General features: G+C 40.1%; 15 protein-coding genes, 22 tRNA genes, 3 rRNA genes and 1 other annotated feature. Of the genes, 4 read left to right on the forward strand and 36 right to left on the reverse strand.

The window, feature by feature from the left end:
• Nucleotides 1–111: 111 nt before the first annotated feature.
• Both CYJ72_RS03870 and CYJ72_RS03875 read right to left on the reverse strand, forming a co-directional pair.
• On the reverse strand, nucleotides 112–630 hold the full coding sequence (locus tag CYJ72_RS03870) for a YtxH domain-containing protein (protein WP_066125957.1): 519 nt from the start codon (nucleotides 628–630) through the stop codon (nucleotides 112–114).
• Between the two features lies 1 nt (nucleotide 631).
• Entirely contained in the window at nucleotides 632–1,198 is a 567-nt protein-coding gene (locus CYJ72_RS03875; RefSeq protein WP_066125959.1) for a DUF948 domain-containing protein, read from the reverse strand.
• A 151-nt stretch (nucleotides 1,199–1,349) separates the two neighbouring features.
• On the opposite strand from CYJ72_RS03875, the gene CYJ72_RS03880 reads away from it, so the two are divergent.
• Nucleotides 1,350–2,240 (forward strand): mechanosensitive ion channel family protein, encoded by an 891-nt coding sequence (locus CYJ72_RS03880; protein ID WP_284630584.1) that lies wholly within the window; start codon nucleotides 1,350–1,352, stop codon nucleotides 2,238–2,240.
• 384 nt (nucleotides 2,241–2,624) lie between these two features.
• Here CYJ72_RS03880 and CYJ72_RS03885 read toward each other — a convergent pair whose 3' ends face one another.
• From CYJ72_RS03885 to CYJ72_RS04045, 33 genes are all read right to left on the reverse strand, one after another.
• Nucleotides 2,625–3,401, reverse strand: a complete 777-nt coding sequence (locus CYJ72_RS03885; RefSeq protein ID WP_284630586.1) for a TrmH family RNA methyltransferase — start codon at nucleotides 3,399–3,401, stop codon at nucleotides 2,625–2,627.
• 3 nt (nucleotides 3,402–3,404) lie between these two features.
• Nucleotides 3,405–4,802, reverse strand: a complete 1,398-nt coding sequence (pepV, locus tag CYJ72_RS03890) for a dipeptidase PepV (protein ID WP_066125963.1) — start codon at nucleotides 4,800–4,802, stop codon at nucleotides 3,405–3,407.
• Between the two features lie 15 nt (nucleotides 4,803–4,817).
• Entirely contained in the window at nucleotides 4,818–5,543 is a 726-nt protein-coding gene (locus tag CYJ72_RS03895; protein ID WP_284630588.1) for a pseudouridine synthase, read from the reverse strand.
• On the reverse strand, nucleotides 5,543–8,746 hold the full coding sequence (locus CYJ72_RS03900) for an oligosaccharide flippase family protein (RefSeq protein ID WP_284630589.1): 3,204 nt from the start codon (nucleotides 8,744–8,746) through the stop codon (nucleotides 5,543–5,545). Before CYJ72_RS03900 ends, CYJ72_RS03895 begins: the two co-directional genes overlap by 1 nt.
• Nucleotides 8,747–8,760: 14 nt before the next feature.
• Entirely contained in the window at nucleotides 8,761–11,169 is a 2,409-nt protein-coding gene (gene leuS, locus CYJ72_RS03905) for a leucine--tRNA ligase (RefSeq protein WP_284630591.1), read from the reverse strand.
• Between the two features lie 66 nt (nucleotides 11,170–11,235).
• Nucleotides 11,236–11,457 (reverse strand) — a binding site (T-box leader).
• Nucleotides 11,458–11,546: 89 nt separating this feature from the next.
• Nucleotides 11,547–11,617, reverse strand: a tRNA-Gly gene (locus CYJ72_RS03910).
• Between the two features lie 5 nt (nucleotides 11,618–11,622).
• Nucleotides 11,623–11,695 (reverse strand) — tRNA-Asp (locus CYJ72_RS03915).
• Between the two features lie 2 nt (nucleotides 11,696–11,697).
• Nucleotides 11,698–11,770: transfer RNA gene (locus CYJ72_RS03920), tRNA-Met, on the reverse strand.
• 15 nt (nucleotides 11,771–11,785) lie between these two features.
• A tRNA-Ser gene (locus CYJ72_RS03925) sits at nucleotides 11,786–11,875 on the reverse strand.
• A 24-nt stretch (nucleotides 11,876–11,899) separates the two neighbouring features.
• Nucleotides 11,900–11,971 (reverse strand) — tRNA-Glu (locus tag CYJ72_RS03930).
• Between the two features lie 6 nt (nucleotides 11,972–11,977).
• Nucleotides 11,978–12,066 (reverse strand) — tRNA-Ser (locus tag CYJ72_RS03935).
• Nucleotides 12,067–12,103: 37 nt separating this feature from the next.
• Nucleotides 12,104–12,177: transfer RNA gene (locus tag CYJ72_RS03940), tRNA-Ile, on the reverse strand.
• 12 nt (nucleotides 12,178–12,189) lie between these two features.
• Nucleotides 12,190–12,260, reverse strand: a tRNA-Gly gene (locus tag CYJ72_RS03945).
• 12 nt (nucleotides 12,261–12,272) lie between these two features.
• A tRNA-Met gene (locus tag CYJ72_RS03950) sits at nucleotides 12,273–12,345 on the reverse strand.
• Nucleotides 12,346–12,355: 10 nt separating this feature from the next.
• Nucleotides 12,356–12,445, reverse strand: a tRNA-Ser gene (locus tag CYJ72_RS03955).
• 50 nt (nucleotides 12,446–12,495) lie between these two features.
• A tRNA-Ile gene (locus CYJ72_RS03960) sits at nucleotides 12,496–12,569 on the reverse strand.
• Between the two features lie 9 nt (nucleotides 12,570–12,578).
• Nucleotides 12,579–12,652, reverse strand: a tRNA-Met gene (locus CYJ72_RS03965).
• A 5-nt stretch (nucleotides 12,653–12,657) separates the two neighbouring features.
• Nucleotides 12,658–12,730, reverse strand: a tRNA-Ala gene (locus CYJ72_RS03970).
• Between the two features lie 55 nt (nucleotides 12,731–12,785).
• A tRNA-Pro gene (locus CYJ72_RS03975) sits at nucleotides 12,786–12,859 on the reverse strand.
• A gap of 6 nt (nucleotides 12,860–12,865) precedes the next feature.
• Nucleotides 12,866–12,939 (reverse strand) — tRNA-Arg (locus tag CYJ72_RS03980).
• Nucleotides 12,940–12,948: 9 nt separating this feature from the next.
• Nucleotides 12,949–13,034: transfer RNA gene (locus CYJ72_RS03985), tRNA-Leu, on the reverse strand.
• A 22-nt stretch (nucleotides 13,035–13,056) separates the two neighbouring features.
• Nucleotides 13,057–13,128, reverse strand: a tRNA-Gly gene (locus CYJ72_RS03990).
• Between the two features lie 17 nt (nucleotides 13,129–13,145).
• Nucleotides 13,146–13,218 (reverse strand) — tRNA-Thr (locus CYJ72_RS03995).
• 20 nt (nucleotides 13,219–13,238) lie between these two features.
• Nucleotides 13,239–13,311, reverse strand: a tRNA-Thr gene (locus CYJ72_RS04000).
• Nucleotides 13,312–13,343: 32 nt separating this feature from the next.
• Nucleotides 13,344–13,425, reverse strand: a tRNA-Leu gene (locus tag CYJ72_RS04005).
• A 7-nt stretch (nucleotides 13,426–13,432) separates the two neighbouring features.
• A tRNA-Lys gene (locus tag CYJ72_RS04010) sits at nucleotides 13,433–13,505 on the reverse strand.
• Nucleotide 13,506: 1 nt separating this feature from the next.
• A tRNA-Val gene (locus CYJ72_RS04015) sits at nucleotides 13,507–13,582 on the reverse strand.
• A 20-nt stretch (nucleotides 13,583–13,602) separates the two neighbouring features.
• Nucleotides 13,603–13,718 (reverse strand): 5S ribosomal RNA (gene rrf, locus CYJ72_RS04020).
• A gap of 82 nt (nucleotides 13,719–13,800) precedes the next feature.
• A 23S ribosomal RNA gene (locus CYJ72_RS04025) occupies nucleotides 13,801–16,681 on the reverse strand.
• Between the two features lie 254 nt (nucleotides 16,682–16,935).
• Nucleotides 16,936–18,484 (reverse strand): 16S ribosomal RNA (locus CYJ72_RS04030).
• Together the 16S, 23S and 5S rRNA genes with 22 tRNA genes alongside form the textbook arrangement of a ribosomal RNA operon.
• A 453-nt stretch (nucleotides 18,485–18,937) precedes the next feature.
• Nucleotides 18,938–20,281, reverse strand: a complete 1,344-nt coding sequence (locus tag CYJ72_RS04035) for a glucose-6-phosphate isomerase (RefSeq protein ID WP_071408108.1) — start codon at nucleotides 20,279–20,281, stop codon at nucleotides 18,938–18,940.
• Nucleotides 20,268–20,693, reverse strand: a complete 426-nt coding sequence (locus CYJ72_RS04040) for a CvfD/Ygs/GSP13 family RNA-binding post-transcriptional regulator (protein WP_284630879.1) — start codon at nucleotides 20,691–20,693, stop codon at nucleotides 20,268–20,270. Before CYJ72_RS04040 ends, CYJ72_RS04035 begins: the two co-directional genes overlap by 14 nt.
• A gap of 57 nt (nucleotides 20,694–20,750) precedes the next feature.
• The gene (locus CYJ72_RS04045; RefSeq protein WP_066126910.1) at nucleotides 20,751–21,329 is read right to left on the reverse strand and encodes a peptidylprolyl isomerase; all 579 of its coding nucleotides are present in this window, start codon (nucleotides 21,327–21,329) and stop codon (nucleotides 20,751–20,753) included.
• Nucleotides 21,330–21,465: 136 nt separating this feature from the next.
• On the opposite strand from CYJ72_RS04045, the gene CYJ72_RS04050 reads away from it, so the two are divergent.
• Genes CYJ72_RS04050 through CYJ72_RS04060 form a run of 3 tightly spaced genes read left to right on the forward strand, consistent with a single transcriptional unit; the run spans nucleotide 21,466 to nucleotide 23,481 of the window.
• On the forward strand, nucleotides 21,466–21,951 hold the full coding sequence (locus CYJ72_RS04050; RefSeq protein WP_210386535.1) for a divergent PAP2 family protein: 486 nt from the start codon (nucleotides 21,466–21,468) through the stop codon (nucleotides 21,949–21,951).
• A 20-nt stretch (nucleotides 21,952–21,971) separates the two neighbouring features.
• Nucleotides 21,972–22,958: an NAD(P)/FAD-dependent oxidoreductase gene (locus CYJ72_RS04055; protein ID WP_284630596.1), complete on the forward strand. Its 987-nt coding sequence runs from the start codon at nucleotides 21,972–21,974 to the stop codon at nucleotides 22,956–22,958.
• A 25-nt stretch (nucleotides 22,959–22,983) separates the two neighbouring features.
• On the forward strand, nucleotides 22,984–23,481 hold the full coding sequence (locus CYJ72_RS04060; RefSeq protein WP_101813409.1) for a phosphatidylglycerophosphatase A family protein: 498 nt from the start codon (nucleotides 22,984–22,986) through the stop codon (nucleotides 23,479–23,481).
• A 339-nt stretch (nucleotides 23,482–23,820) separates the two neighbouring features.
• On the opposite strand, the gene CYJ72_RS04065 is transcribed toward CYJ72_RS04060, so the two are convergent.
• Nucleotides 23,821–24,552 carry a metallophosphoesterase family protein gene (locus CYJ72_RS04065; protein ID WP_071407632.1) on the reverse strand — a complete coding sequence of 244 codons (732 nt, stop codon included), beginning with the start codon at nucleotides 24,550–24,552 and terminating at the stop codon, nucleotides 23,821–23,823.
• Nucleotides 24,553–24,556 lie beyond the last annotated feature (4 nt).

The raw sequence follows: 24,556 nt of genomic DNA on the forward strand, positions 1-24,556 counted from the left end.
ACTTTTCATTATCTTAATACTCTCTCAATGAAAGCTGCTTTTTTGTTAAATTTTTTCTTGAAAATAAAATAAAGGGACTGAAAATATTTTCAATCCCTTAAACCTCAAATATTATTCTTGAATTTCATCCACTTTTTCAGAAACTTCGTGCTCCATTTCCTCTGCTTTATCAGCAACTTCGTGTTTAAATTCTCCTGCTTTATCAGCAACATCCTCCGATAAATCTTCAGCAAATTCTTGAGCTTTTTCTTCTGCTTGATTAACTTCAATTTCGATATCTTCGGTTAATTCATCTAGTTGCTCTTCTTTTTTAGCAACAAACTTTTTACCATCTTCTTTTAGATCATTAAATTGATTTTTTAAATTTTCTGCTGTTAATTGAACATTTAGCATAATATCTTCAGATTTTTCACTTGCTACTTCTGCTGCAGAATCATACATTTCTACACCACGTTCAACGACTGTATCTTTATAATCACGTGCACGGTCAATTAATTTATCCACATCTTTGCTAACAGATTTACGTAATTCTTCACCCGATTTAGGGGCATACAATAAAGCTGTCAGCCCGGCAACTGCTGCACCTAATAGGGCACCTAAAACAAATCCACCATTATCTTTTTTAGCCATGTTATTTCACTCCTTGGTTAATCGTAATTTCGCCTGCTGTAGAAGAAGGCTTGCGGTTTCTAATTGATTCTAATTCTTCTTCAATTGCTGATTTTGGGGTCGTTACTGGCACTGTTTCATCCACAACTACTTTTTCTTGTTTACTTGGTGAAACAAAGTCTTTTACTTTTGATAAAGACTTAATATTTCTTTGTAATCTTTGTGTCTTTGAGGGTTTCTTTCTACCAATACCACTTAAAAAATTATTAGCTGTGTCTTTGGCAGAGACATTAATTTCTGATACTGTTATGCCTAAATCACCAACTGCTGTAAATAAAGGATCAATCTTGCTAACTTTACCATTTACATCATCCATTAGTGAATTGGTTTTATTTAATAATCCTTCTACTTCGATTGAAAGACCATCAACATCCTTTGTAACGACATCAATCGTCGTATTCACTTTTTGAATGGTATTTTGTAATTCTGCAATTAATTTTGGTATTTTAAGCAGACTGATGATAAGAACAACTACAAGTGCAGTAAATGCCAAGGCCGCAATAATTGCAGCTATTCCTGCTAAATCCATATGACAATCATCTCCAGTTCTTCAAATTTGATATATATTAAATATAGCACGATTCCGCTTCCAACTCAACTAATAACACTTCGTTTTCATTCACTTTCAAAAACACCAACTTGACAAAATATGCTATGATAATATACGAGGAGTGTGAGTTATGTTAAATCAAACTGATCAATGGTTCCAAACGTTTATTAAAACACAGTGGGACGAAAGAGCAACTGAAATCTTAATCATTATTTTTCAACTAATATTGACCTATCTGCTCTTTATAATCATTAGGGCGTTTATTAATCGGATTTTTAATTATAAAACCCAAGAAATGCTCATCGCTAAAAATAAAAACACCTCACCACAAAGGGTGAATACTTTAGCAAAAGTAACTAAAAATGCCTTGAGTTATTTATTATACTTTTTCTTATTTTACACTATATTATCCATTTTAGGGTTTCCGGTTGCTACTTTAGTCGCCAGCGCCGGAATTGCCAGCTTCGCTTTTGGGATGGGTGCCAAAGAATTTGTTACCGATGTGATCAATGGTTTCTTTATTATCTCAGAAGGTCAATTCGATGTAGATGAAGTGATTGAAATTCCCAATAAAGGTATTAAAGGAACGGTACAATCCGTTGGTATCCGTTCGACCACTCTTTTAACACCTAGTGGTCAAGTTTATTATATTCCTAATCGTGAAATTAATATTGTGTCTAATTTAAGTCGAGAGAACGTTGGCATGTCCATTGAATTACCAATTTCTACGACTACTAATCTTCCATTATGGATGCAAATCGTTGAACGTGAGACGGAACGTATTAAAGAACAATATGCTGAATTTTTACATGATGAACCGAATATTATCGGTCTGACCAGAAATGATAACCAAACCTTTAGTTACCAAATTTTTTTCAAAGTAACCAATGGTCAACAATTTAAACTAACCAGTAAATTTTATGAACTGTATTTGACAGCGCTCAATGAAGAAATGACCAATGGTGTTAGTTTGAACAGTGGTGAAATTAGAGTGTACCAACAAAAGGTCACACCATCATAATCTCAATAGGCTCATAGTACTTTGGTGTGAATAAACCAAGTAATTTATGTTGACCCACATCATTTGACAAATAGCCAAACAGTACTGGTGGTTTCTCCACCAACACTAAAAATTATAGAACCTAAATAAACCTCAAGTTTGATTAGGAGTCACTCCATCAATTGGATGAAGACTGCCTTCGAAACTTGAGGTTTTTATCTTGATAATCGATTGAACTCTGTTTTAGAGTATCGTCGTGTAACCGTTACGTGCTACATTTTAATTTTTATAATAGATTGAGCTAATTATTAAGAGTATTATCGTGCAACCTATACCTGCTACATTTTTATCTTGATAATCGATTTTACTCTTTTTTTGTCAAATCTCAGATCATATTTTTTAAGGTTATTCATTAACAAACTTGAACATCAAAATGGCACCTGCTACACCAACATTTAACGACTCTGCTTGTCCAGGCATCGGAATATAGATTGATTGGTCAGCTAATTCAATTAGACTCTGATTAACGCCTTGTCCTTCATTTCCAACAAGAATAGCTAATGCGGTCGCTTCCTTCAACTCAAATTGACGATAGTCAATTGCGGATTGATGTAAAGCTGTCGCTAATACTGTGGTGCCTTGTTGTTGTGCTTGGGGAATCCATTCGTTTAGGTCTGCTTGAATAATCGGTAAATGCCATAATGACCCTTGAGTCGAACGAATCACTTTATCATTATAGACGTCAACCGTTCCAGTGCCTAATATAATCGCATCGTAATTGGCCGCATCAGCCGTCCGAATTAAGGTGCCAAGATTACCTGGATCTTGAACCGCATCAACCAACAAAATACGCTTAAATTCTTTGGTTATTGCGGTCGGCTTACTTCCCATTTCGATAATCGCAAAGATGCCTTGCGTCGTCTCCGTTTGACTTAATTCCGCCAAACAATTATCAGCTAATAAAACTTCTTCAGCTGAATGCTTCATTTTAAAAGGTTCATTCTTTGCTAAATAGTGCTCCGAGTAAATCAAATACTTTATTTTCGCACCTGATTGCAATGCTTCTTCAATTAAATGAATGCCTTCAATCATATATTGTCCACTTTGTTTTCTACCTTTAGTGGTTGCTAATTTACGCCATTGTTTTAATTGGGCATTTTGCTTTGAAGTAATTTTTAACATAGCTTATCTCGTTAAGCGATAGATGGCTTCAGCATAAATCGCTGTAGCACGTAATAAATCATCAATCGCTAAAAACTCATTTGCTTGATGCATTGTATCAATTGAATCTGGGAATAAGGCTCCATAAGCGACCCCACGTGGCATTAAACGACCATAAGTACCGCCACCAATCGACATTTCATGACCTTCTAAACCAGTTTGGTTAGTATAAACATCGAGTAATGTTGCGACTAATGGATCATCCGCTGGCACATAATGAGGTTCTTTGCTTTCTCCGACTGTTAAGTTAAATTGATATTTTGTTAAAGCATTGGTAAATTTCTCAGACATCATCGCTGGTTCTGTCCCTTCAGGGAAACGGAAGTTTAATACAATGCGACCGCCATCTGCTTCATTAAATGACACAATCCCCACATTCATACTAACATCGCCCATTACCTCATGATGGTGACTAACCCCTACTTTTTCTGCTTTGAAATCTTGATGTAATTCTGTTGCTAAAGCAGTGATAAAATCTTGTGCTGCTTTATTATTAAAAGCAAATTCATTTAAGAATACAGCTAAATAAGTCGCCGCATTATGCCCTTTTTCAGGAGTAGAACCATGAGCCGCTTTTCCTACTAATTTAAATTCAGCAACGCCATCATGCCATTCTGCATTTCCAGACAATTGATGCTCATTGACAAATGTCGCAAATTGTTCGGTAACAGTATTATCTAAACCTTCAACCGTCGCGGTCACATCTTGGATGACCATATTTTCACGTAAGCCACCTTCAAAATTCACTAAAGTAACATCGCCTTCAGTGGGTTCAGATTTAAAATCTAAATAAAAACTAACATTACCTTTTTCCCCATTGATAATCGGGAATACCGCATCTGGTGAGAAACCAAAATCAGGCATTTCCGCATGTTGGAAATAATAATCCATACATTGCCAGCCACTTTCTTCGTCTGTTCCGACAATTAAGTGAACTCGCTTATTAAAGTCATAACCTAATTCACGCAATAATTTAATTGCAAAATAGGCTGCAACTGTTGGCCCTTTGTCATCACTTGAGCCACGAGCATAAATACGATTGTCTTTAATGACCGGTTCAAAGGGATCTGTTTCCCAACCCGTACCGACAGGAACCACATCCACATGACCTAAAATTCCCATTAGTTCATCGCCTGAACCTACTTCGATACGACCAGCCCATGGTCCAAATTGTTTAGTTTCAAAACCATCTTCTTGAGCCATTTTCATAAATTCTTCTAAGGCTGCTTTAGGGCCAGGACCTACTGGTGCTTCGTCCGTTGCTTTATCATCTTCTCTAACCGAAGGGATCCGTAATAATCTAAATAAATCTTCAAATAATGTTTCTTTTCGGTTTTCAACTTCTTGTAACCAATTTATCATTTTTTTCTTCAACTCCTATTCAATACCAAAATCTTCTAAAAGTGTCCATTCGTCTTCATTCAAGGGCCTATATTCTCCAATAGGTAAATCATCTGGTAAGATTAACGGTCCCATTGAAAGACGTTGTAATTGAATCACTTCACAATTAATTTTTTCACACATTCGTTTTACTTGGTGGAATTTTCCTTCATGAATCACGACTTCAATTCGGGATTGATTTTTTGCTTCATCAACATTAAGAATCGTTAATTGACTTGGTTGTGTCACGAAATCCCCTAAATCTAAACCTTTAGCAAATTTATCAATGTCTTTTTCTTCTACAATCCCACTTACCACTGCAAAATAACGTTTGGGGACTTCACGCTTAGGTGACAGTAATTGATGAGCTAATTGTCCATTGTTCGTTAATAATAATAAACCTGTTGTATCAATATCCAAACGCCCCACAGGAAATAAATCCAAGTGGGCGTAATCTGGACCTAACCAATCAATAACTGTTTCATGATAATGATCTTCGGTGGCACTAATAATTCCTTCTGGTTTGTTCATAATGTAATAGTGGTATTTCTGATACTGGACTACTTGCCCATCAACTGTCACCACATCATTTTCGATATCAACCTGAAAGCCTACTTTCTTAACAGTTTGACCATTGATATCAACCCAACCATTGGTAATTATTTGTTTTACTTCTTTGCGTGTACCATAACCAGTATGGGCTAATAATTTATCTAGTCTCATTAGAACATTCTCAACTTATCTTGTAATGCTCTATGACGTTCACCAATTAATAAAGATAGTTTACCAAATAGTGCGAGTACCCCGAAGTAAACAAAGGCCGCAAAGGTAACCACTATTAAGATTTTAACAAATGTAAGAATACGTCCTACTGGACCAAATAATAAGTCAAGTGAACTATTCCATAGCCAAGCTGAAACAGTCATTAATAAAGTGGCTGAATAAATAATGATAATATTTGGTAACATGCCTTTAAAGTCTAAGTGAACCAGTTCATTTAATTTCCAAATAGTTAAAATGCAAGTGACTAAGAAACCTAGTAAGGTTGCGATCAAGGCACCGTGAGCATTTAACCAAGCAACTAATGGAAATTGTAAAGTCAATTTCACAGCCAAACCGACTAATAAGAAACGAATAGCTGCACGACGATAATTCATTGATTGAATAATAGTAGAAAGGATCGTATACGCTCCTAAAATAATACTTAAAACAGAGGCTGTTACTAATAATGATGGACCCGCTTCGTGACCATAAGGATAGAATAATTGATACATATTATTAGCAATACTTGCCATTCCAAATGCTGCTGGTGCCATCACTAATAAGAATAGTATCGAAATTTTTTCAATCAATTCTGCAGTTTTACCTTCTTCATGGTTGGCATAAAGCTTCGTAATTAATGGAATCGATGATAGTGACATGCCCACTGCAATCGAAATAATAATCATAATTAATTTATCGACGTCTAAGTTCATGACACCAAACAATTCACTAATATCACTTAATAACATGGTTGACGTTCTTTCTAAAATGAACTTAAAGGTGATTTGGTCAATGAATTTCGCGATAATAATACCTGATCCTAAAAGGATAAATGGAATACTATCTTTTAATAAAATCATTAAACTCGCTTTGAAGTCTAAGGTGTTGGTATCATCTTCTTCAGCTGTTTCAATTAATAAGTTAATCGCTCCACGACGTTGGATGTATAAGAATACGAGATAAACTAAAGATAAGACGGCCCCTACAAAAGCTGCAAAGGTAGAGTGTGCTACTGCTTTGGTAACATCGCCATCAAGCATCTTCATAATCGCATACGTCGCTGCTAGCATATAAACCACGCGGGCAATTTGTTCTAGAATTTGAGAAACAGCTGTTGGTACCATATCACCAAATCCTTGGAAATAGCCACGTAATAAACTCATCACGGGTAGTATTAGTAACGCTGGAGCTAATGAACGGATCACCACAACCGCTGCTTGCGGATTATCAGTTGAGGAAATGCCCGCTATAAATGGTGCTAAAACGAATAATAGACCACCCGATACTAAACCAGATACTAACATCACTAATAAACTGTTTTTGAAAATTTTATCAGCTGATTTATATTTTTTCTGTGAATGATAGTAGGCCATTTGTTTCGCAATCGCACTCGGGAAACCTGCCGTCGAGATGGCTAAGAATAGCGCGTATGGATTATAACCAATCCCATAGAGCACATTGGCAGTCGTATAACTTGTACCAAACCAGGTCCCCCAAGGAATCACATATAAAGCACCTAAAATTCTAGAAATAATATTGCCTGCTGTTAACCAAGCAGTTCCTTTAACGAAAGATGCTTCTTCTTCCTGAACATCATTTTCAACTAAATCATCATTAACGATCGTTTCATCTAATACTGAATCAGTTAAAATAGGTCCCTCGAATGATTGTGTTTGTTGAGCGATTTGCTCACTTACTGCTTCAATATTTTCAGTGGAAGTATCTGCTAATACTTTACCTACTGAATCGTTTTTCGATTTAACAGTCACTTCGCCATTTGATGTTGCAAAATTCTGTTCATCCACACCGCTGCCTTCAACGGTTGTTGCTTCATGATCAAGTTGAATAGGCTCTGAATTTTGGCTACTTTCGTCTTGAGCTGTTCTGTCTTCGCTAGTTATTACTTGTTCACCTGTGTGTGTTGATGTTTCGTCTGTATGTGTTGATGTTTCGTCTGTGTGCGATGCTTTAACGTTTTCAGTATCATTTGTTCTATTGTCATTGAATGAATCTTCTGAAAAATCAACTTCTGCAGCTGCCGATACGGGTCTATCGTTTTCAAATAAAATATCTTCTTCAGTAGAATGGTCCAGGTTAGTTTTTTGATTGCAGTTTTGATTTTTAGCTTGTAATGTTCTTCTTTCGTTGGCTTTGGTTGCCTCGTTCAGTTGAGATAACTCTTCATCATTTTGACTGAATTTATGGGCAATAGAATCTTTAATGTGACCAAGGAATCCAGTAAGCGAAGGTTCTGAAACCGGTGATTGATTCCTTTTTGCTTGTTTGTTCGCTGATTGATTCGGTTGTTGTTCTTTGGTCGTTTTGATTGATGACGATGATAATGTTTCCTCAGTCGCCATTGCTCTATCTTGTTCAAACTGATTGTATTGATCGAAGGCTGAAAGATTATTTTCATCGTAAACTGGTTCGTAAGTGTCTTCAAACTTTTTGATTAATTTTTCACGTCGTTCACGAATCGCTTGTTGTTCTCTTTCTTTTTTTGCTTCATATTGATCACGAAATTTTTTTGTCTTTGATTTATAAACAAATGGATTCTCTTCTGGTTCATCAGAAGCGACATTATGACTAGCATTTTTAGCTGATTCAAACTGATCATAAGTAGATGTTGTTTCCTTGATATCTAACTCTGAATCGATTACTACTTTATCCGGTTCAATTGGATAAGAATCATCTATTTCAGGCTGCTGATAATTCACTTCATCAAAATTAAACGGTTCGTTTGCAGATGATGCAACTTTATCCTCAGTATTTCTAGTATTTGGATGATAATACTCTTGAGCTGTAAAGTCAGGATAATCATCAATAACTGTTTCATTTGGATACGATTGAAATTCTTTAGGTCGTTCAGCATTAGAACTTAATTGACGATGATTTTTTGAATAAAAATCATTATCGGTTACTTGATGTTCACTCTCTTCTTCACCCTGTTGTTCATTTGTTTTCACGTTAAAACGATTGTTTTGTTGCGATTTATTGGCTTCAATTGGACGCTCATTACCGCTTATTTGCTCAGTAAAATAATCACCATCAATCGGTTGACGATTCGGGCGTCTCAGCATACTTAAGTCTTCCTGTGTAAACTGAATCGTTTCTTCTAAATCAATATTAGAATAAGAACGATTTTGACGATTATTGTCTGTCATATCATTGGCTCCTTTTAATTTGCTACGATATTTACTAATCGATTAGGTACTGCAATCACTTTACGTACTGTTTTTCCTTCTATAGCCAACATAATCTGTTCATCTGCTAAGGCAACTGCTTCTAATTCTGATGGAGATAAATCAACCTCTACCATCATTTTTTGTTTCAATTTACCATTAATTTGAATGACAATTTCAACTTGCGATTCAACGGTTAAAGCTTCATCAAAGGTAGGCCATTCAGCATGTTGAATACTTTCTGTTCCCCCTAATTTTTCCCAAATTTCTTCCATTAAATGAGGTGCTAAAGGTGCTAATAATTGAATGAATCCTTTCGCATAGGCTAAAGGTAATACTTGCTGGTCTTTAGCTGCATTTAAGAAAATCATCATTTGTGAAATTGCAGTATTAAAATGTAAGTTTTCAAAGTCTTCGGTTACTTTTTTAACCGTTTGGTGATAAACACGTACTAAGGCTTCATTTGCTTCATCTTTGACAGTTGATTTTACTTCACCAGTTGCTTCATCGATGATTAAACGATAGACACGATCTAAGAAACGTCGACTACCTTCTAAGCCTTTTTCGCTCCAAGCAATCGAAGCATCTAATGGTCCCATAAACATTTCATATACACGTAAAGTATCCGCACCAAATTCATTGACAACATCATCTGGGTTAACAACATTCCCTTTAGATTTAGACATTTTTTCATTGTTTGCCCCTAAAATCATACCTTGGTTAAATAATTTTTGGAAAGGTTCTTTAGTTTGAACAACACCTAAATCGTATAGGAATTTGTGCCAGAAGCGTGCATATAATAAGTGTAACACGGCATGCTCTGCACCACCAATATATAAGTCGACGGGCATCCATTTTGCTATTTTTTCTGGGGAAGCAATCGCGTCTTCATTGGTTGGATCGATGTAACGTAAGAAATACCAAGAGCTACCAGCCCATTGTGGCATAGTATGCGTTTCACGTTTGCCTTTCATTCCAGTTTCAGGATCAACCACATTGACCCATTCTTCAATTTTAGCTAGCGGCGACTCGCCGGTGCCTGAAGGTTTAATTTCATCAGTCTTCGGTAACATCACTGGTAATTCTTCTTCAGGAACTAAAGTGGTCGTACCATCTTCCCAATGAATAACCGGAATTGGTTCACCCCAATAGCGTTGACGAGAGAATAACCAATCACGTAGGCGATAATTAACTTGGTGTTCTCCAACTCCTTCAGCTTCTAACCACTCAATCATTTTCTTAATCGCTGCTTCATTTTCAAGCCCATTAATAAAATCAGAGTCGACGTGCACACCATTATCGACAAAAGGTAATTCGCCACCTTCCACTACTCGTGTAATTGGTAGTTGATGTTTGGACGCAAATTCGAAGTCACGTTCATCATGAGCCGGCACCGCCATGACAGCCCCCGTCCCATAACTAGATAAAACATAATCTGCTACCCAAATAGGAATCTCTTGTCCATTTACGGGATTGATGGCGTAAGCTCCAGTAAAGACGCCTGTTTTGTCTTTATTTAATGATGTACGGTCTAATTCACTCTTTGTTTCAACTTCTTTAAGATAGGCTTCAACTGCTTCTTGTTGATCAGGAGTAGTAATTAATTTAACTAATTCATGCTCAGGTGCTAAAACAGTATAGCTTGCCCCAAATAATGTATCTGGACGAGTTGTATAAATTTTGAAATCATGATCAGAATCTTTAATCTTAAAGGTAACCATTGCCCCTTCCGATTTTCCAATCCAATTACGTTGCATCGCCTTAATACTTTCTGGCCAATCAACTAACTCTAAATCTTCTAACAATCTTTCCGCATAAGCAGTAATTTTCAATACCCATTGACGCATTGGTCGACGATAAACAGGATGACCCCCCCGTTCGCTGACACCATCAATAACTTCTTCATTAGCCAAAACTGTACCTAAAGCTGGACACCAGTTCACCGCCACTTCTTGTTCATAAGCAAGACCACGTTTATATAATTCAGAAAAAATCCATTGGGTCCATTTATAATAATGAGGGTCGGTTGTATTAATTTCACGATTCCAATCATAACTGAATCCTAAAGATTTAATTTGACGCTTAAAATTACCAATATTTTTTTCAGTAAATTCAGCTGGATCATTCCCTGTATCTAATGCATATTGTTCAGCAGGTAAACCAAAAGCATCCCACCCCATAGGATGTAACACATCAAATCCTTGTGCTCGTTTCATACGACTAATCGCGTCAGTTGCTGTATAGCCTTCGGGATGTCCTACGTGTAATCCTTGTCCAGACGGATATGGAAACATATCTAATGCATAGAATTTTGGATGACCTTCACGCTCTGTCGTTTTAAATGTTTCATGTTTGTCCCAATAATCTTGCCATTTCTTTTCAATAATACGATGTTGGTAAACCATAATTTCCTCCTAAAAAAATATTCTAAATAAAAAAATAAAACCCTATAACAAGACAAAAAGACCTTGCTATAGGGCGCCAAATAGCGCGGTACCACCTATTTTTGCATAATGAAAAGTTTTAATAAATACATTATGCCTCAAATCTTTAACGCAGATTATACGGCTTATCTTACTTTATTCAGATAAACATCGATTGAGATGAGTTCGATAAACTTAATCACTTGTTCACACCAACCACAAGCTCTCTGATGATTTTACTTAACTACTAATTCTAATCATTGATTCAATATTAATATCATTATGCCACAAATACCTTGTTTATTCAACGCTAAACAATGACAAAGACATAAAAAAAGACTCACCGAAGTGAGTCGTGAAGCGGGTGACGAGAATCGAACTCGCGACAACAGCTTGGAAGGCTGTAGTTTTACCACTAAACTACACCCGCATCGACGGTCCCGACGGGATTTGAACCCGCGATCTCCTGCGTGACAGGCAGGCATGTTAACCCCTACACCACGGAACCAATTGCGGGGGTAGGATTCGAACCTACGACCTTCGGGTTATGAGCCCGACGAGATGCCAGCTTCTCCACCCCGCGATGTTATTATAGATAAGGAGGATGTGGGATTCGAACCCACGCACGCTTTTACACGCCTGACGGTTTTCAAGACCGTTCCCTTCAGCCGGACTTGGGTAATCCTCCATCAGCTTCTTTACTTTCATTCAATGATCCGTACGGGATTCGAACCCGTGTTACCGCCGTGAAAGGGCGGTGTCTTAACCACTTGACCAACGGACCGTCTGACGGGGAAGAAGGGATTTGAACCCTCGCGCCGGTTTACCCGACCTACACCCTTAGCAGGGGCGCCTCTTCAGCCTCTTGAGTACTTCCCCATTAACCAAGTTGGATACTTTTTTTATTCAAAAAAGATGGGCCTAAATGGATTCGAACCATCGACCTCACCCTTATCAGGGGTGCGCTCTAACCAACTGAGCTATAGGCCCGTTGTCGCTTTAAGCGGGTGACGAGAATCGAACTCGCGACAACAGCTTGGAAGGCTGTAGTTTTACCACTAAACTACACCCGCATCTTCTCTTAATTGCGGGGGTAGGATTCGAACCTACGACCTTCGGGTTATGAGCCCGACGAGATGCCAGCTTCTCCACCCCGCGATATTGGTAAAGGAGGATGTGGGATTCGAACCCACGCACGCTCTTACACGCCTGACGGTTTTCAAGACCGTTCCCTTCAGCCGGACTTGGGTAATCCTCCATATGATACGTTTGATATGCTTTTATCCTTTTCTCTTGTCCTACAAGACATGGACCTTGCAGGACTCGAACCTGCGACCGGACGGTTATGAGCCGTCTGCTCTAACCAACTGAGCTAAAGGTCCCAGTGTTTATAGCGGCGAAGGGGATCGAACCCATGACCTCCCGGGTATGAACCGGACGCTCTAGCCAGCTGAGCTACACCGCCATGAATGGAGAATAGCGGGATTGAACCGCTGACCTCCTGCGTGCAAAGCAGGCGCTCTCCCAGCTGAGCTAATCCCCCATTTTGGTATGAATTTACTATTTGTTTTGTTTTTTTGATTTTTGGTTCAAAAAAATCGGGAAGACAGGATTCGAACCTGCGACCCCTTGGTCCCAAACCAAGTGCTCTACCAAGCTGAGCTACTTCCCGTTTCTATACACCCAGTAGGAGTCGAACCTACAACCGCTTGATTCGTAGTCAAGTACTCTATCCAATTGAGCTATGGGTGCATGCTTTAATGCCGAGGACCGGAATCGAACCGGTACGGGTATCACTACCCGCAGGATTTTAAGTCCTGTGCGTCTGCCAGTTCCGCCACCCCGGCATTTGCCTAAGTTTGCTGGCAAAGCGGAAAACGGGATTCGAACCCGCGACCCCCACCTTGGCAAGGTGGTGTTCTACCACTGAACTATTTCCGCGTTTTATTATTCACTCATGCCGGCTGCAGGACTTGAACCTGTGACCTACGCGTTACGAGTGCGTTGCTCTACCAACTGAGCTAAGCCGGCCTCTTCTAAAAAGGCCTATATGCCGGCTAAAGGACTTGAACCCTCGACCCTCTGATTACAAATCAGATGCTCTACCAACTGAGCTAAGCCGGCTTGTTACCTCGACAAACATCTGTTCGTCTTCATGCGGGTGAAGGGACTTGAACCCCCACGCCCGAAGGCGCCAGATCCTAAATCTGGTGCGTCTGCCAATTCCGCCACACCCGCATTCTGATGACCCGTACAGGATTCGAACCTGTGACCCACTGATTAAAAGTCAGTTGCTCTACCGACTGAGCTAACGAGTCATGGTGGAGGTTAACGGGATCGAACCGCTGACCCTCTGCTTGTAAGGCAGATGCTCTCCCAGCTGAGCTAAACCTCCAATTTGAAAAAATATACCCTGCGTGGCAACGTCCTACTCTCACAGGACCAAAGGTCCAACTACCATCGGCGCTAAGAAGCTTAACTGCTGTGTTCGGCATGGGAACAGGTGTATCCTTCTTGCCATCATCACCACACAGGTACATTATTTTCTTTAAGTAAACTTATAATAGTTCACTCAAAACTGAATAACTCACAAACCTTTAACCTCAAATCTTCGTGGTTAAGTCCTCGACCGATTAGTACTAGTCCGCTCCATATATCACTATACTTCCACTTCTAGCCTATCTACCTGATCGTCTCTCAGGGGTCTTACTTCTTACGAATGGGAAATCTCATCTTGAAGCTGGCTTCGCGCTTAGATGCTTTCAGCGCTTATTCTTCCCACACATAGCTACCCAGCGATGCTCCTGGCGGAACAACTGGTACACCAGCGGTGCGTCCATCCCGGTCCTCTCGTACTAAGGATAGCTCTTCTCAAATTTCCTACGCCCGCGACGGATAGGGACCGAACTGTCTCACGACGTTCTGAACCCAGCTCGCGTACCGCTTTAATGGGCGAACAGCCCAACCCTTGGGACCGACTTCAGCCCCAGGATGCGATGAGCCGACATCGAGGTGCCAAACCTCCCCGTCGATGTGAACTCTTGGGGGAGATAAGCCTGTTATCCCCAGGGTAGCTTTTATCCGTTGAGCGATGGCCCTTCCATACGGTACCACCGGATCACTAAGCCCGACTTTCGTCCCTGCTCGACTTGTAGGTCTCGCAGTCAAGCTCCCTTCTGCCTTTGCACTCTACGAATGATTTCCAACCATTCTGAGGGAACCTTTGGGCGCCTCCGTTACGCTTTAGGAGGCGACCGCCCCAGTCAAACTGTCCACCTGACACTGTCTCCCGTTGCCTCACAACGCGGGTTAGAGGGTTCATATCACAAGGGTAGTATCCCACCAGCGCCTCCTCGTAAACTGGCGTTCACGATTCTTAAGCTCCTACCTATCCTGTACATGTCACACAAACACTCAATATCAAGTTACAGTAAAGCTCCATGGGGTCTTTCCGTCCTGTCGCGGGTAACCTGCATCTTCACAGGTACTATAATTTCACCGAGTCTCTCGTTGAGACAGTGCCCAGATCGTTACGCCTTTCGTGCGGGTCGGAACTTACCCGACAAGGAATTTCGCTACCTTAGGACCGTTATAGTTACGGCCGCCGTTTACTGGGGCTTCAATTCGAAGCGTCGCTTGCGCTAACCTCTCCTCTTAACCTTCCAGCACCGGGCAGGCGTCAGCCCCTATACGTCATCTTTCGATTTGGCAGAGACCTGTGTTTTTGATAAACAGTCGCCTGGACCTATTCACTGCGGCTGGTATTTCTACCAGCACCCCTTCTCCCGAAGTTACGGGGTCATTTTGCCGAGTTCCTTAACGAGAGTTCTCTCGATCACCTTAGTGTTCTCCACTTGACTACCTGTGTCGGTTTGCGGTACGGGTTCATGTTATCTCGCTAGAAGCTTTTCTCGACAGTTTGATTATCCACCTTCGCTACTTTATTCGCTACGCTTAACAGCTCATCCTTTAAAGTAAAAGCATTTGACTCTTACTAAAACTCACTGCTTGCACATCCTCTTCCATCCGGATGCGTGGAGTCACCTCCTGTGTCCCTCCTTCACTCAATCGATAACATCAAGTACAGGAATCTCTGCCTGTTGTCCATCGCTTACGCCTGTCGGCTTGGGCTTAGGTCCCGACTAACCCAGGGCGGACGAGCCTTCCCCTGGAAACCTTAGTCTATCGGTGGACGGGATTCTCACCCGTCTTGCGCTACTCATACCGGCATTCTCACTTCTATACGCTCCAACACTCCTCACGGTATGCCTTCGCCGCATATAGAACGCTCTCCTACCACTCTAGTCTTAAACTAGAATCCACAGCTTCGGTGTATTGTTTAGCCCCGGTACATTTTCGGCGCAGAATCACTCGACTAGTGAGCTATTACGCACTCTTTAAATGATGGCTGCTTCTAAGCCAACATCCTAGCTGTCTGTGCAACTCCACATCCTTTTCCACTTAACAATTACTTGGGGACCTTAGCTGGTGGGCTGGGCTGTTTCCCTTTCGACTACGGATCTTATCACTCGCAGTCTGACTCCCAGAGATGAGTCCTTGGCATTCGGAGTTTATCTGAATTCGGTAAAACTTGCGTCCCCCTCGTTCAAACAGTGCTCTACCTCCATGACTCTTACTCTGAGGCTATACCTAAATATATTTCGGAGAGAACCAGCTATCTCCAAGTTCGATTGGAATTTCTCCGCTACCCACAAGTCATCCAAACACTTTTCAACGTGTCCTGGTTCGGTCCTCCAGTGTGTCTTACCACACCTTCAACCTGCTCATGGGTAGGTCACTTGGTTTCGGGTCGACAACAACATACTCTCGCCCTATTCAGACTCGCTTTCGCTACGGCTCCGTTTCTTCAACTTAACCTCGCATGGTATCGTCACTCGCCGGTCCATTCTACAAAAGGTACACCATCACCCCTTAACGGGCTCTGATTACTTGTAGGCACACGGTTTCAGGTACTCTTTCACTCCCCTCCAGGGGTGCTTTTCACCTTTCCCTCACGGTACTGGTTCACTATCGGTCACTAGGGAGTATTTAGCCTTGCCAGATGGTCCTGGCGGATTCCAACGGGATTCCTCGTGTCCCGCCGTACTCAGGATACTCCTAAAGCTTCAGTCAGTTTCGTATACAGGGCTCTCACCTTGTCTCGCTCTGCTTCCCATCAGATTCTACTACTCACTTTAGTCTTATGTCGGAGTCCTACAACCCCATTGTGCATGCACAATGGTTTGGGCTCTTCCCTTTTCGCTCGCCGCTACTTAGGGAATCGATTTTTCTTTCTCTTCCTGCAGGTACTTAGATGTTTCAGTTCTCTGCGTCTTCCTCGCTTACGCGTACTGCATTTAGCAGTGGGTTCCCCCATTCGGATATCTCTGGATCATAGCTTACTTACAGCTCCCCAAAGCGTTTCGTCGTTCGTCACGTCCTTCATCGGCTCCTAGTGCCAAGGCATTCACCGTGCGCCCTTTGTTTCTTAACCACATTTTTGCGCTCGTAAAGGCTCTTCCCCTTTACTCATATTTCTCTATATTATTATATAGACTCGGTCAATTCTCGGTTTATTATATCTTTCTCTTGAAATTATATAATCTATATTGATTACTCCTGTTAAAATAATCAATATGGTTTGTTTTGTTATTCAGTTTTCAATGAACTAGGTGTTTTGAGTAAGTAAACCTCACTCAAAACTGAACAATGACAAATCCTAACTTGTGTAGTTCCAGTACTCCTTAGAAAGGAGGTGATCCAGCCGCACCTTCCGATACGGCTACCTTGTTACGACTTCACCCCAATCATCCATCCCACCTTCGACGGCTCCCTCCTATTGGTTAGGCCACCGGCTTCGGGTGTTACAAACTCTCGTGGTGTGACGGGCGGTGTGTACAAGACCCGGGAACGTATTCACCGCGGCGTGCTGATCCGCGATTACTAGCGATTCCGGCTTCATGTAGTCGAGTTGCAGACTACAATCCGAACTGAGAATGGCTTTTAGAGATTGGCATGCTCTTGCGAGTTAGCGACTCGTTGTACCATCCATTGTAGCACGTGTGTAGCCCAGGTCATAAGGGGCATGATGATTTGACGTCATCCCCACCTTCCTCCGGTTTGTCACCGGCAGTCTAACTAGAGTCCCCATCTGAATGCTGGCAACTAGTTATAAGGGTTGCGCTCGTTGCGGGACTTAACCCAACATCTCACGACACGAGCTGACGACAACCATGCACCACCTGTCTTCTTGCCCCGAAGGGTTTCTCTTATCTCTAAGATATGCAAGAGATGTCAAGACCTGGTAAGGTTCTTCGCGTTGCTTCGAATTAAACCACATGCTCCACCGCTTGTGCGGGTCCCCGTCAATTCCTTTGAGTTTCAACCTTGCGGTCGTACTCCCCAGGCGGAGTGCTTATTGCGTTAACGCCAGCACTGAAGGGTGGAAACCCTCCAACACTTAGCACTCATCGTTTACGGCGTGGACTACCAGGGTATCTAATCCTGTTCGCTCCCCACGCTTTCGAGCCTCAGTGTCAGTTACAGACCAGAAAGCCGCTTTCGCCACTGGTGTTCCTCCATATATCTACGCATTTCACCGCTACACATGGAATTCCGCTTTCCTCTTCTGCACTCAAGTTCCCCAGTTTCCAATGACCCTCCACGGTTAAGCCGTGGGCTTTCACATCAGACTTAAGAAACCACCTGCGCTCCCTTTACGCCCAATAAATCCGGACAACGCTTGCCACCTACGTATTACCGCGGCTGCTGGCACGTAGTTAGCCGTGGCTTTCTGGTTAGATACCGTCAATCTACTAACATTTCCTCTAGTTGCCATTCTTCTCTAACAACAGTGCTTTACGATCCGAAAACCTTCTTCACACACGCGGCGTTGCTCCGTCAGACTTGCGTCCATTGCGGAAGATTCCCTACTGCTGCCTCCCGTAGGAGTTTGGGCCGTGTCTCAGTCCCAATGTGGCCGATCACCCTCTCAGGTCGGCTATGCATCATCGCCTTGGTAAGCCGTTACCTTACCAACTAGCTAATGCACCGCGGGGCCATCCTTTAATGATGCCGTAGCACCTTTCCCAACTTAACCAGGCGGTTAAGTTGTCTATGCGGTATTAGCAGTCGTTTCCGACTGTTATCCCCCACTAAAGGGCAGGTTCCCCACGTGTTACTCACCCGTGCGCCACTAACCTTAACCAGAACAAGTTCAAGTTATGGTTCGTTCGACTTGCATGTATTAGGCACGCCGCCAGCGTTCGTCCTGAGCCAGGATCAAACTCTCATGAAAGTTTCATGAGTCGTTTCAGACTCTTACTAATTACTAGCTTGTATATTTATAGAGTTACCACTCTGTCTCGAATTTATATTCGGGTATGTTGTGATAATTCGTTTGAATTATCCCCTACACATTTTTGGTGTTTGTCTTTGTTCAGTTTTCAATGAGCTTCGTTGTTGCTTGCTTAAGCAACTTCTATATAGTATCACGTTTGATTGAAACTGTCAACAAGTTTTTTCAACTTTTTTTATTTCTTTTTCAATCTTTCGTCTTGTTCTCTTGGAACTCCCTTATAGTATCATGTTATCCGACACGCGTCAACACCTTTTTTACTTTATTTTTACATTTTTTACATTTTTTCCTGTGAAAAGCTGTTTTTTTCCATAAAATAAGCGAAACGGAGCGTTTTTTAGCTCCGTTTCTTTTTGGTGTTTTGAATATTTTTATCTCATATTGATAGAAATATTATAAGCGTTCATTTAATTCTTTTGCTAAATCTTCGAATCCTTCTTTACCTAATAAAGCAAACATGTTTTTCTTGTATGCTTCGACACCTGGTTGATCAAATGGATTTACCCCATTTAAGTAACCTGAAATAGCTACTGCAATTTCGAAGAAGTAAATTAAATGACCTAATGAATATTCATCCATTGCTGGAATAGTCACTAATAAGTTTGGTACTTGACCGTCTGTATGAGCTAATAATGTTCCTTGGTAAGCTTTAGTGTTAACAAAGTCAACTGTTTCCCCTTCAAGGTAACGTAAGCCATCTAAATTCTCTTCCATTTTTGGAATCTCAACATCATGACGAGGTTTTTCTACTTTAACAACTGTTTCGAAAATATTACGTTTACCTTCTTGGATAGTTTGACCAACAGAGTGTAAGTCAGTTGAAAAGTTTGCACTTGATGGATAGATACCTTTCAAGTCTTTACCTTCTGATTCACCATATAATTGTTTCCACCACTCAGAGAAGTATTGCATTCCGGGTTCGTAGTTCACTAAGATTTCAATATCTTTACCTTTACGGTGTAAGATGTTACGGATGGTTGCATATTGATAAGCTTCATTAGTTGTTAAATCTGGATTGCTGTATTCTTTCATTGCATCAGCAGCACCTTGCATTAATTGATCAATGTTAGCTCCAGATACGGCAATTGGTAATAATCCTACTGCTGTTAAGACAGTGAAACGGCCACCGATCCCGTCTGGAATAACAAATGATTCGTATCCTGCAGCGTTGGCTTCATCTTTTAACGCACCACGTGCTTTATCTGTCGTTGCATAAATACGTTTGGTTGCTTCTTCAACACCGTATTTTTCGATTAACTTCTCTTTGAATACACGGAACGCAATTGCTGGTTCAGTAGTCGTACCCGATTTAGAAATAATGTTAACAGAAAAATCACGGTCACCAATAATATCTAATAAGTCATGTAAGTAAGTAGATGAAATACTATTACCAGCAAAGAAAATTTGTGGCATACCTTTTTTACCTGCTTTTACATTATAGAAAGAATGATTTAAAAAGTCGATGGCAGCACGAGCACCTAAGTAAGAACCACCAATACCAATTACAACTAATACTTCAGAATCATTTTTAATTTTTTCAGCTGCTTCTTTAATACGTGCAAATTCTTCTTTATCATATGCTTCTGGCCAATCTACCCAATCTGTAAAGTCTGCACCAGCACCTGTTTTTTCTCTTAACATTTTATCTACTGCTGTGATTTGAGTTTGTAATTGAGCTAATTCGTTTTCTCCTACGTAATTGCTTACTTTTGAATAATCAAATTTAATATGTGCCATTATTACTATGCTCCTTTTGAATATTTTTGTTATAGCGATCTGTTTCTATATTTTCAATGCCTTCAGCAATCCATTCCGGCATCTTTTTATCTAAGGTTGCAAAACCTATCGAAGGTGTAAACCTTTTGCGTCTTTTCTTAGGTCGGGCTGGAAAAGGAGGTGTATTGACCTTAATCAAAGCCCGAATTGATAAACTGATTTTTTCAGTATATTCATCAATATCAACAACGATTACCTTTACCTTGTCCCCTACCTTAAAAAATTCATCAAAATCAGATACAAAACCATGTCGACATTCAGATATATGTATTAGTCCTTGCTCTTCTTCTGATAGACTCACAAAGACACCGTAGTTTTGAATTCCAGTGATTTCACCTTCGACAATATCACCAATTTTAAATTTTGTCACAATATCGTCTCCTTCTAAAACCACTTTTAATTATACTTCAGTTTTGTCTTTTTGCCAATGTTACTTTACAGTAATTGATTCAATAACAACTGGTTTTTGTGGCTTGTCTTGAGCGCCAGTTTCGACAGCTTCAATAGCTAAAACATTATCAAAGCCATTTTTAACATGTCCAAAGACTGTATGACGTTGGTCTAACCATGGCGTTCCACCTTCTTTAGCATAAGCTTCAACGATTTCTTCTGGGAATCCTAAGTCTTTCATTTGAGCTAACATTTGAGTTGGAACATTACTTGCCGTTACGATGAAGAATTGACTTCCATTGGTATTAGGACCCGCATTCGCCATTGATAAAGCGCCTCTCAAATTAAATAGATCACGTGTGAATTCATCTTCAAATGACTGTCCATAAATACTTTCTCCACCCATCCCGGTACCAGTTGGGTCGCCACCTTGAATCATAAAGTCTTTAATCACTCGATGGAAAATAACGCCATCATAATAACCTTTTTTCGCTAATTCAATGAAATTTTCTACAGTTTTAGGTGCTTGTTCTTTAAATAATACCAATTCAATATCACCGTAATTTGTATGTAAAATTACATTTGATTCTAAATTCTCTACATTTAGTTGTGGGAACATCAATTGTCCGCCTCCTTAAATTTTACTTCCATTCTATCTTACCTTAATTATATTCAAGTTTCAAAATTTTTTGGTGCTATATTGAGGTTTTTTTGTTATGATATAAGAGAACAAGAAATTGGAGGAACTATCTAGGATGAACTTTCCACTTATTAGCTCGCTCTTGGCGATTATTTTTACTCAATTTATTAAATATCCCATTGCTAAATATTTTAGAAATTCAAATACCAATATTGACATCGTCACTTCCACCGGTGGTATGCCGAGTTCTCACTCTGCTGCTACTAGCTCACTCATTACAGCTTTAATCTTGCAATACGGTTTTAGCTCACCCTATGTAGCGATTGCGACCGTGTTTGGTATTATCGTAATGTTTGATTCGATGGGTGTTCGTCGTCAAAGTGGTGAACAAGGTTTAGTTTTAGATCAAATTGCCAAGCAACATTTAGAAGAAAATCCTAACTACTCGATTGGTGATTATGATTACGATAAATATAAAGCGATGGTTATCAAGAAATATTTAGGCCATAAACCAAGTGAAGTCATTGTTGGCATTATGACAGGAATTATGGTAGCATTCTTTTTAAACCGAATCTTTAGATTCGTTATCGAAATGCAATAGTATGAAAGGAACATCGACATTTGGAATTATTTGATATAACAATTATAGGTGGTGGGCCCGTCGGGTTGTACACCGCCTTTTATGCGGAAATGAGACAAGTTAAAGTTAAAATTATTGAAAGTTTAGAAAACTTAGGTGGGCAACCGGCACATCTTTATCCTGAAAAAACGATTTACGATATCCCGGCTTATCCAGCTACTTCAGGAATTGAATTAACAAACAACTTGGTTAAACAATTGGAACTATTTGAAACGAATATTGTACTGGGTCAAAAAGTGATAAATATTACCAAAGATGATCAAGAGCATTTTTTAATCGAAACAGATAAGGAAACTCATTATTCTAAAACGGTGATTATCGCCATTGGGAATGGTGCTTTTAGTCCTCGTAAGTTGAATTTACCCGAAGCAGCTCAATATGAAGAACAAAATTTACACTATTATGTCAATCAACTATCACAATTTGCCGATAAAGATGTCGTGATTTGTGGTGGTGGTGATTCGGCCGTCGACTGGGCATTAATGTTAGAACCCATCGCTAAATCTGTTACATTATTACATCGCCGTCCACAATTTAGAGCCCTTGAACACAGCGTGAATCAATTGATGCAATCTTCAGTTAAAGTCATGACCCCTTATATACCAAGTCAGATTATAGGGGATGGTCATACGTTAAATGCGATTGAAATCACTCAACCTAGGGGTGACGAGAAATTAACAATAAAAGCGGATCATTTTATAATTAGTTACGGCTTTTCGTCAAGCATTGGCAATGTGAAAAATTGGGGCATCAATGTTGAACGGAATCTAATTCCCGTGAATTCTGCTTATGAAACGAATGTTAAAGGCATTTTTGCGGTAGGAGATATTGCCAATTACCCTGGTAAAATTCGCATCATCGCTACTGGTTTTGGCGAAGGTCCGACTGCTGTAGGTAATGCAATTGAACAATTTAACCCTGGAGCTGGTCGCCAACATATTCATAGTACTAGTTTATTTGAACAGTAATATTTTAATTAGAAAGGAAATTAGTATGTCTGAGAAGTTAATTGAACAAGAAATTTTAGAACAACATGCTTATAATCTATTAGCTGAACGTGGTGTTTCGATTGAAGAAATCGCAACTATCGTTTATGAATTACAAGCACCTTATGTCAAAGACTTAACGATGGAAGAATGTATTCATAATTTAAAAATGGTCATGAAAAAACGTGAGGTACAAAATGCGGTCATTACCGGTATTGAAATTGATATCGCCGCAGAAAAAGGCGTGTTCTCACCTACTTTAAGTAACTTATTAATGCGCGATGAAGGGTTATACGGCATCGATGAAATCCTAGTACTATCCATCGTCAATGTCTATGGTTCGATTGGAATGACCAATTTTGGTTATGTCGACAAAATTAAACCTGGTATTATTGGTGAATTAAACAGTCAAAAAGGCGAAAAATGTAACACCTTCATCGATGATGTTGTTGGAGCACTTGCTGCAGCAGCGGCTAGTCGTATCGCCCATTCTCAAACTAAATAAAAAACGACAAAACAGGCAAAAGAGGAGCAATTACAGCTTTTCCTTTTGCCTGTGTTTTTTGTTTGACATTTATTCTACTCAAGAGTAGCCAAATTTTGAACCTCATTAACCAATGTTTTGATACGGGACGAGGCTGGGTATAAATTGGATAAATTCAATCAAGTGATTGCTCGGTAACTCAAAGCGCAGGGGTTGAGTGGCTGCAAACTGTGTCTTAACGAGATTGAACATAAATTTGAAAAATTCAGTCAAATTATTGCTCGGTAACTCAAAGCGCAGGGATTGAGTGCCATCAAACTGTGTGGAAGTGAACAGACAAAGCGAAAATTATTCGATTTTCTACTTCTGGTCTACTCCCTGTGTCACTCGATTTTCTTTTAATAGTTCTCCGGATTGGGTGATATGGGCCCCAATTAAGTCACCACCATAAACAGCACCACCATCGATACCGAACTTTCCTTGATGATGCCAAATTGATAAATCACCTGGTGTGGCATTTAAAAGCTTAACGGGTGTATGACCAAAAATAATTTTTTTACCGGTTCGATTATCGCCCACATGAAAAGGGTCACGAATCCAATAAAAATCACTTGGTTTAGATTGCTTCCAATCGATTAATTGTAAATCGACTCCCGCATGAACAATAATCCATTCACCGTATTCAAGATACAAAGGTAAATTTTCTAGCCACGCCATCAAATGAGGATAATTTTCGATTGTTAAATTAACTAACTCATCCAATTGAAAATCATTTATCTCATCCAGTGCTAAGTGATTAAGAGAAGCTAAAGTAGTAGCTCCTCCATTTCTTTGATACAAATCCCATGCCTGATTGGGATGTTGTAAAAAATCAAGAAAAAGCGCCTCATGATTCCCCATAATCACTTTTGCATCGTACTCTTTTTGTAATGACCAAACTAACTCAAGTGTTTTAAAGATTTGCGGTCCCCGATCAATTAAATCGCCTACAAAGATTAATTCCTCTTCTTCAGGAGTCCAATATGTTAAAAGCTGTTTTAACATTTGGTATTCCCCATGGATATCTCCTATTACAAAAGCACGCTCTTTCATATAG

Origin of the sequence: Globicatella sanguinis (assembly GCF_002847845.2) — a bacterium.
In the GTDB taxonomy this organism is placed as follows: Bacteria; Bacillota; Bacilli; order Lactobacillales; family Aerococcaceae; genus Globicatella; species Globicatella sanguinis.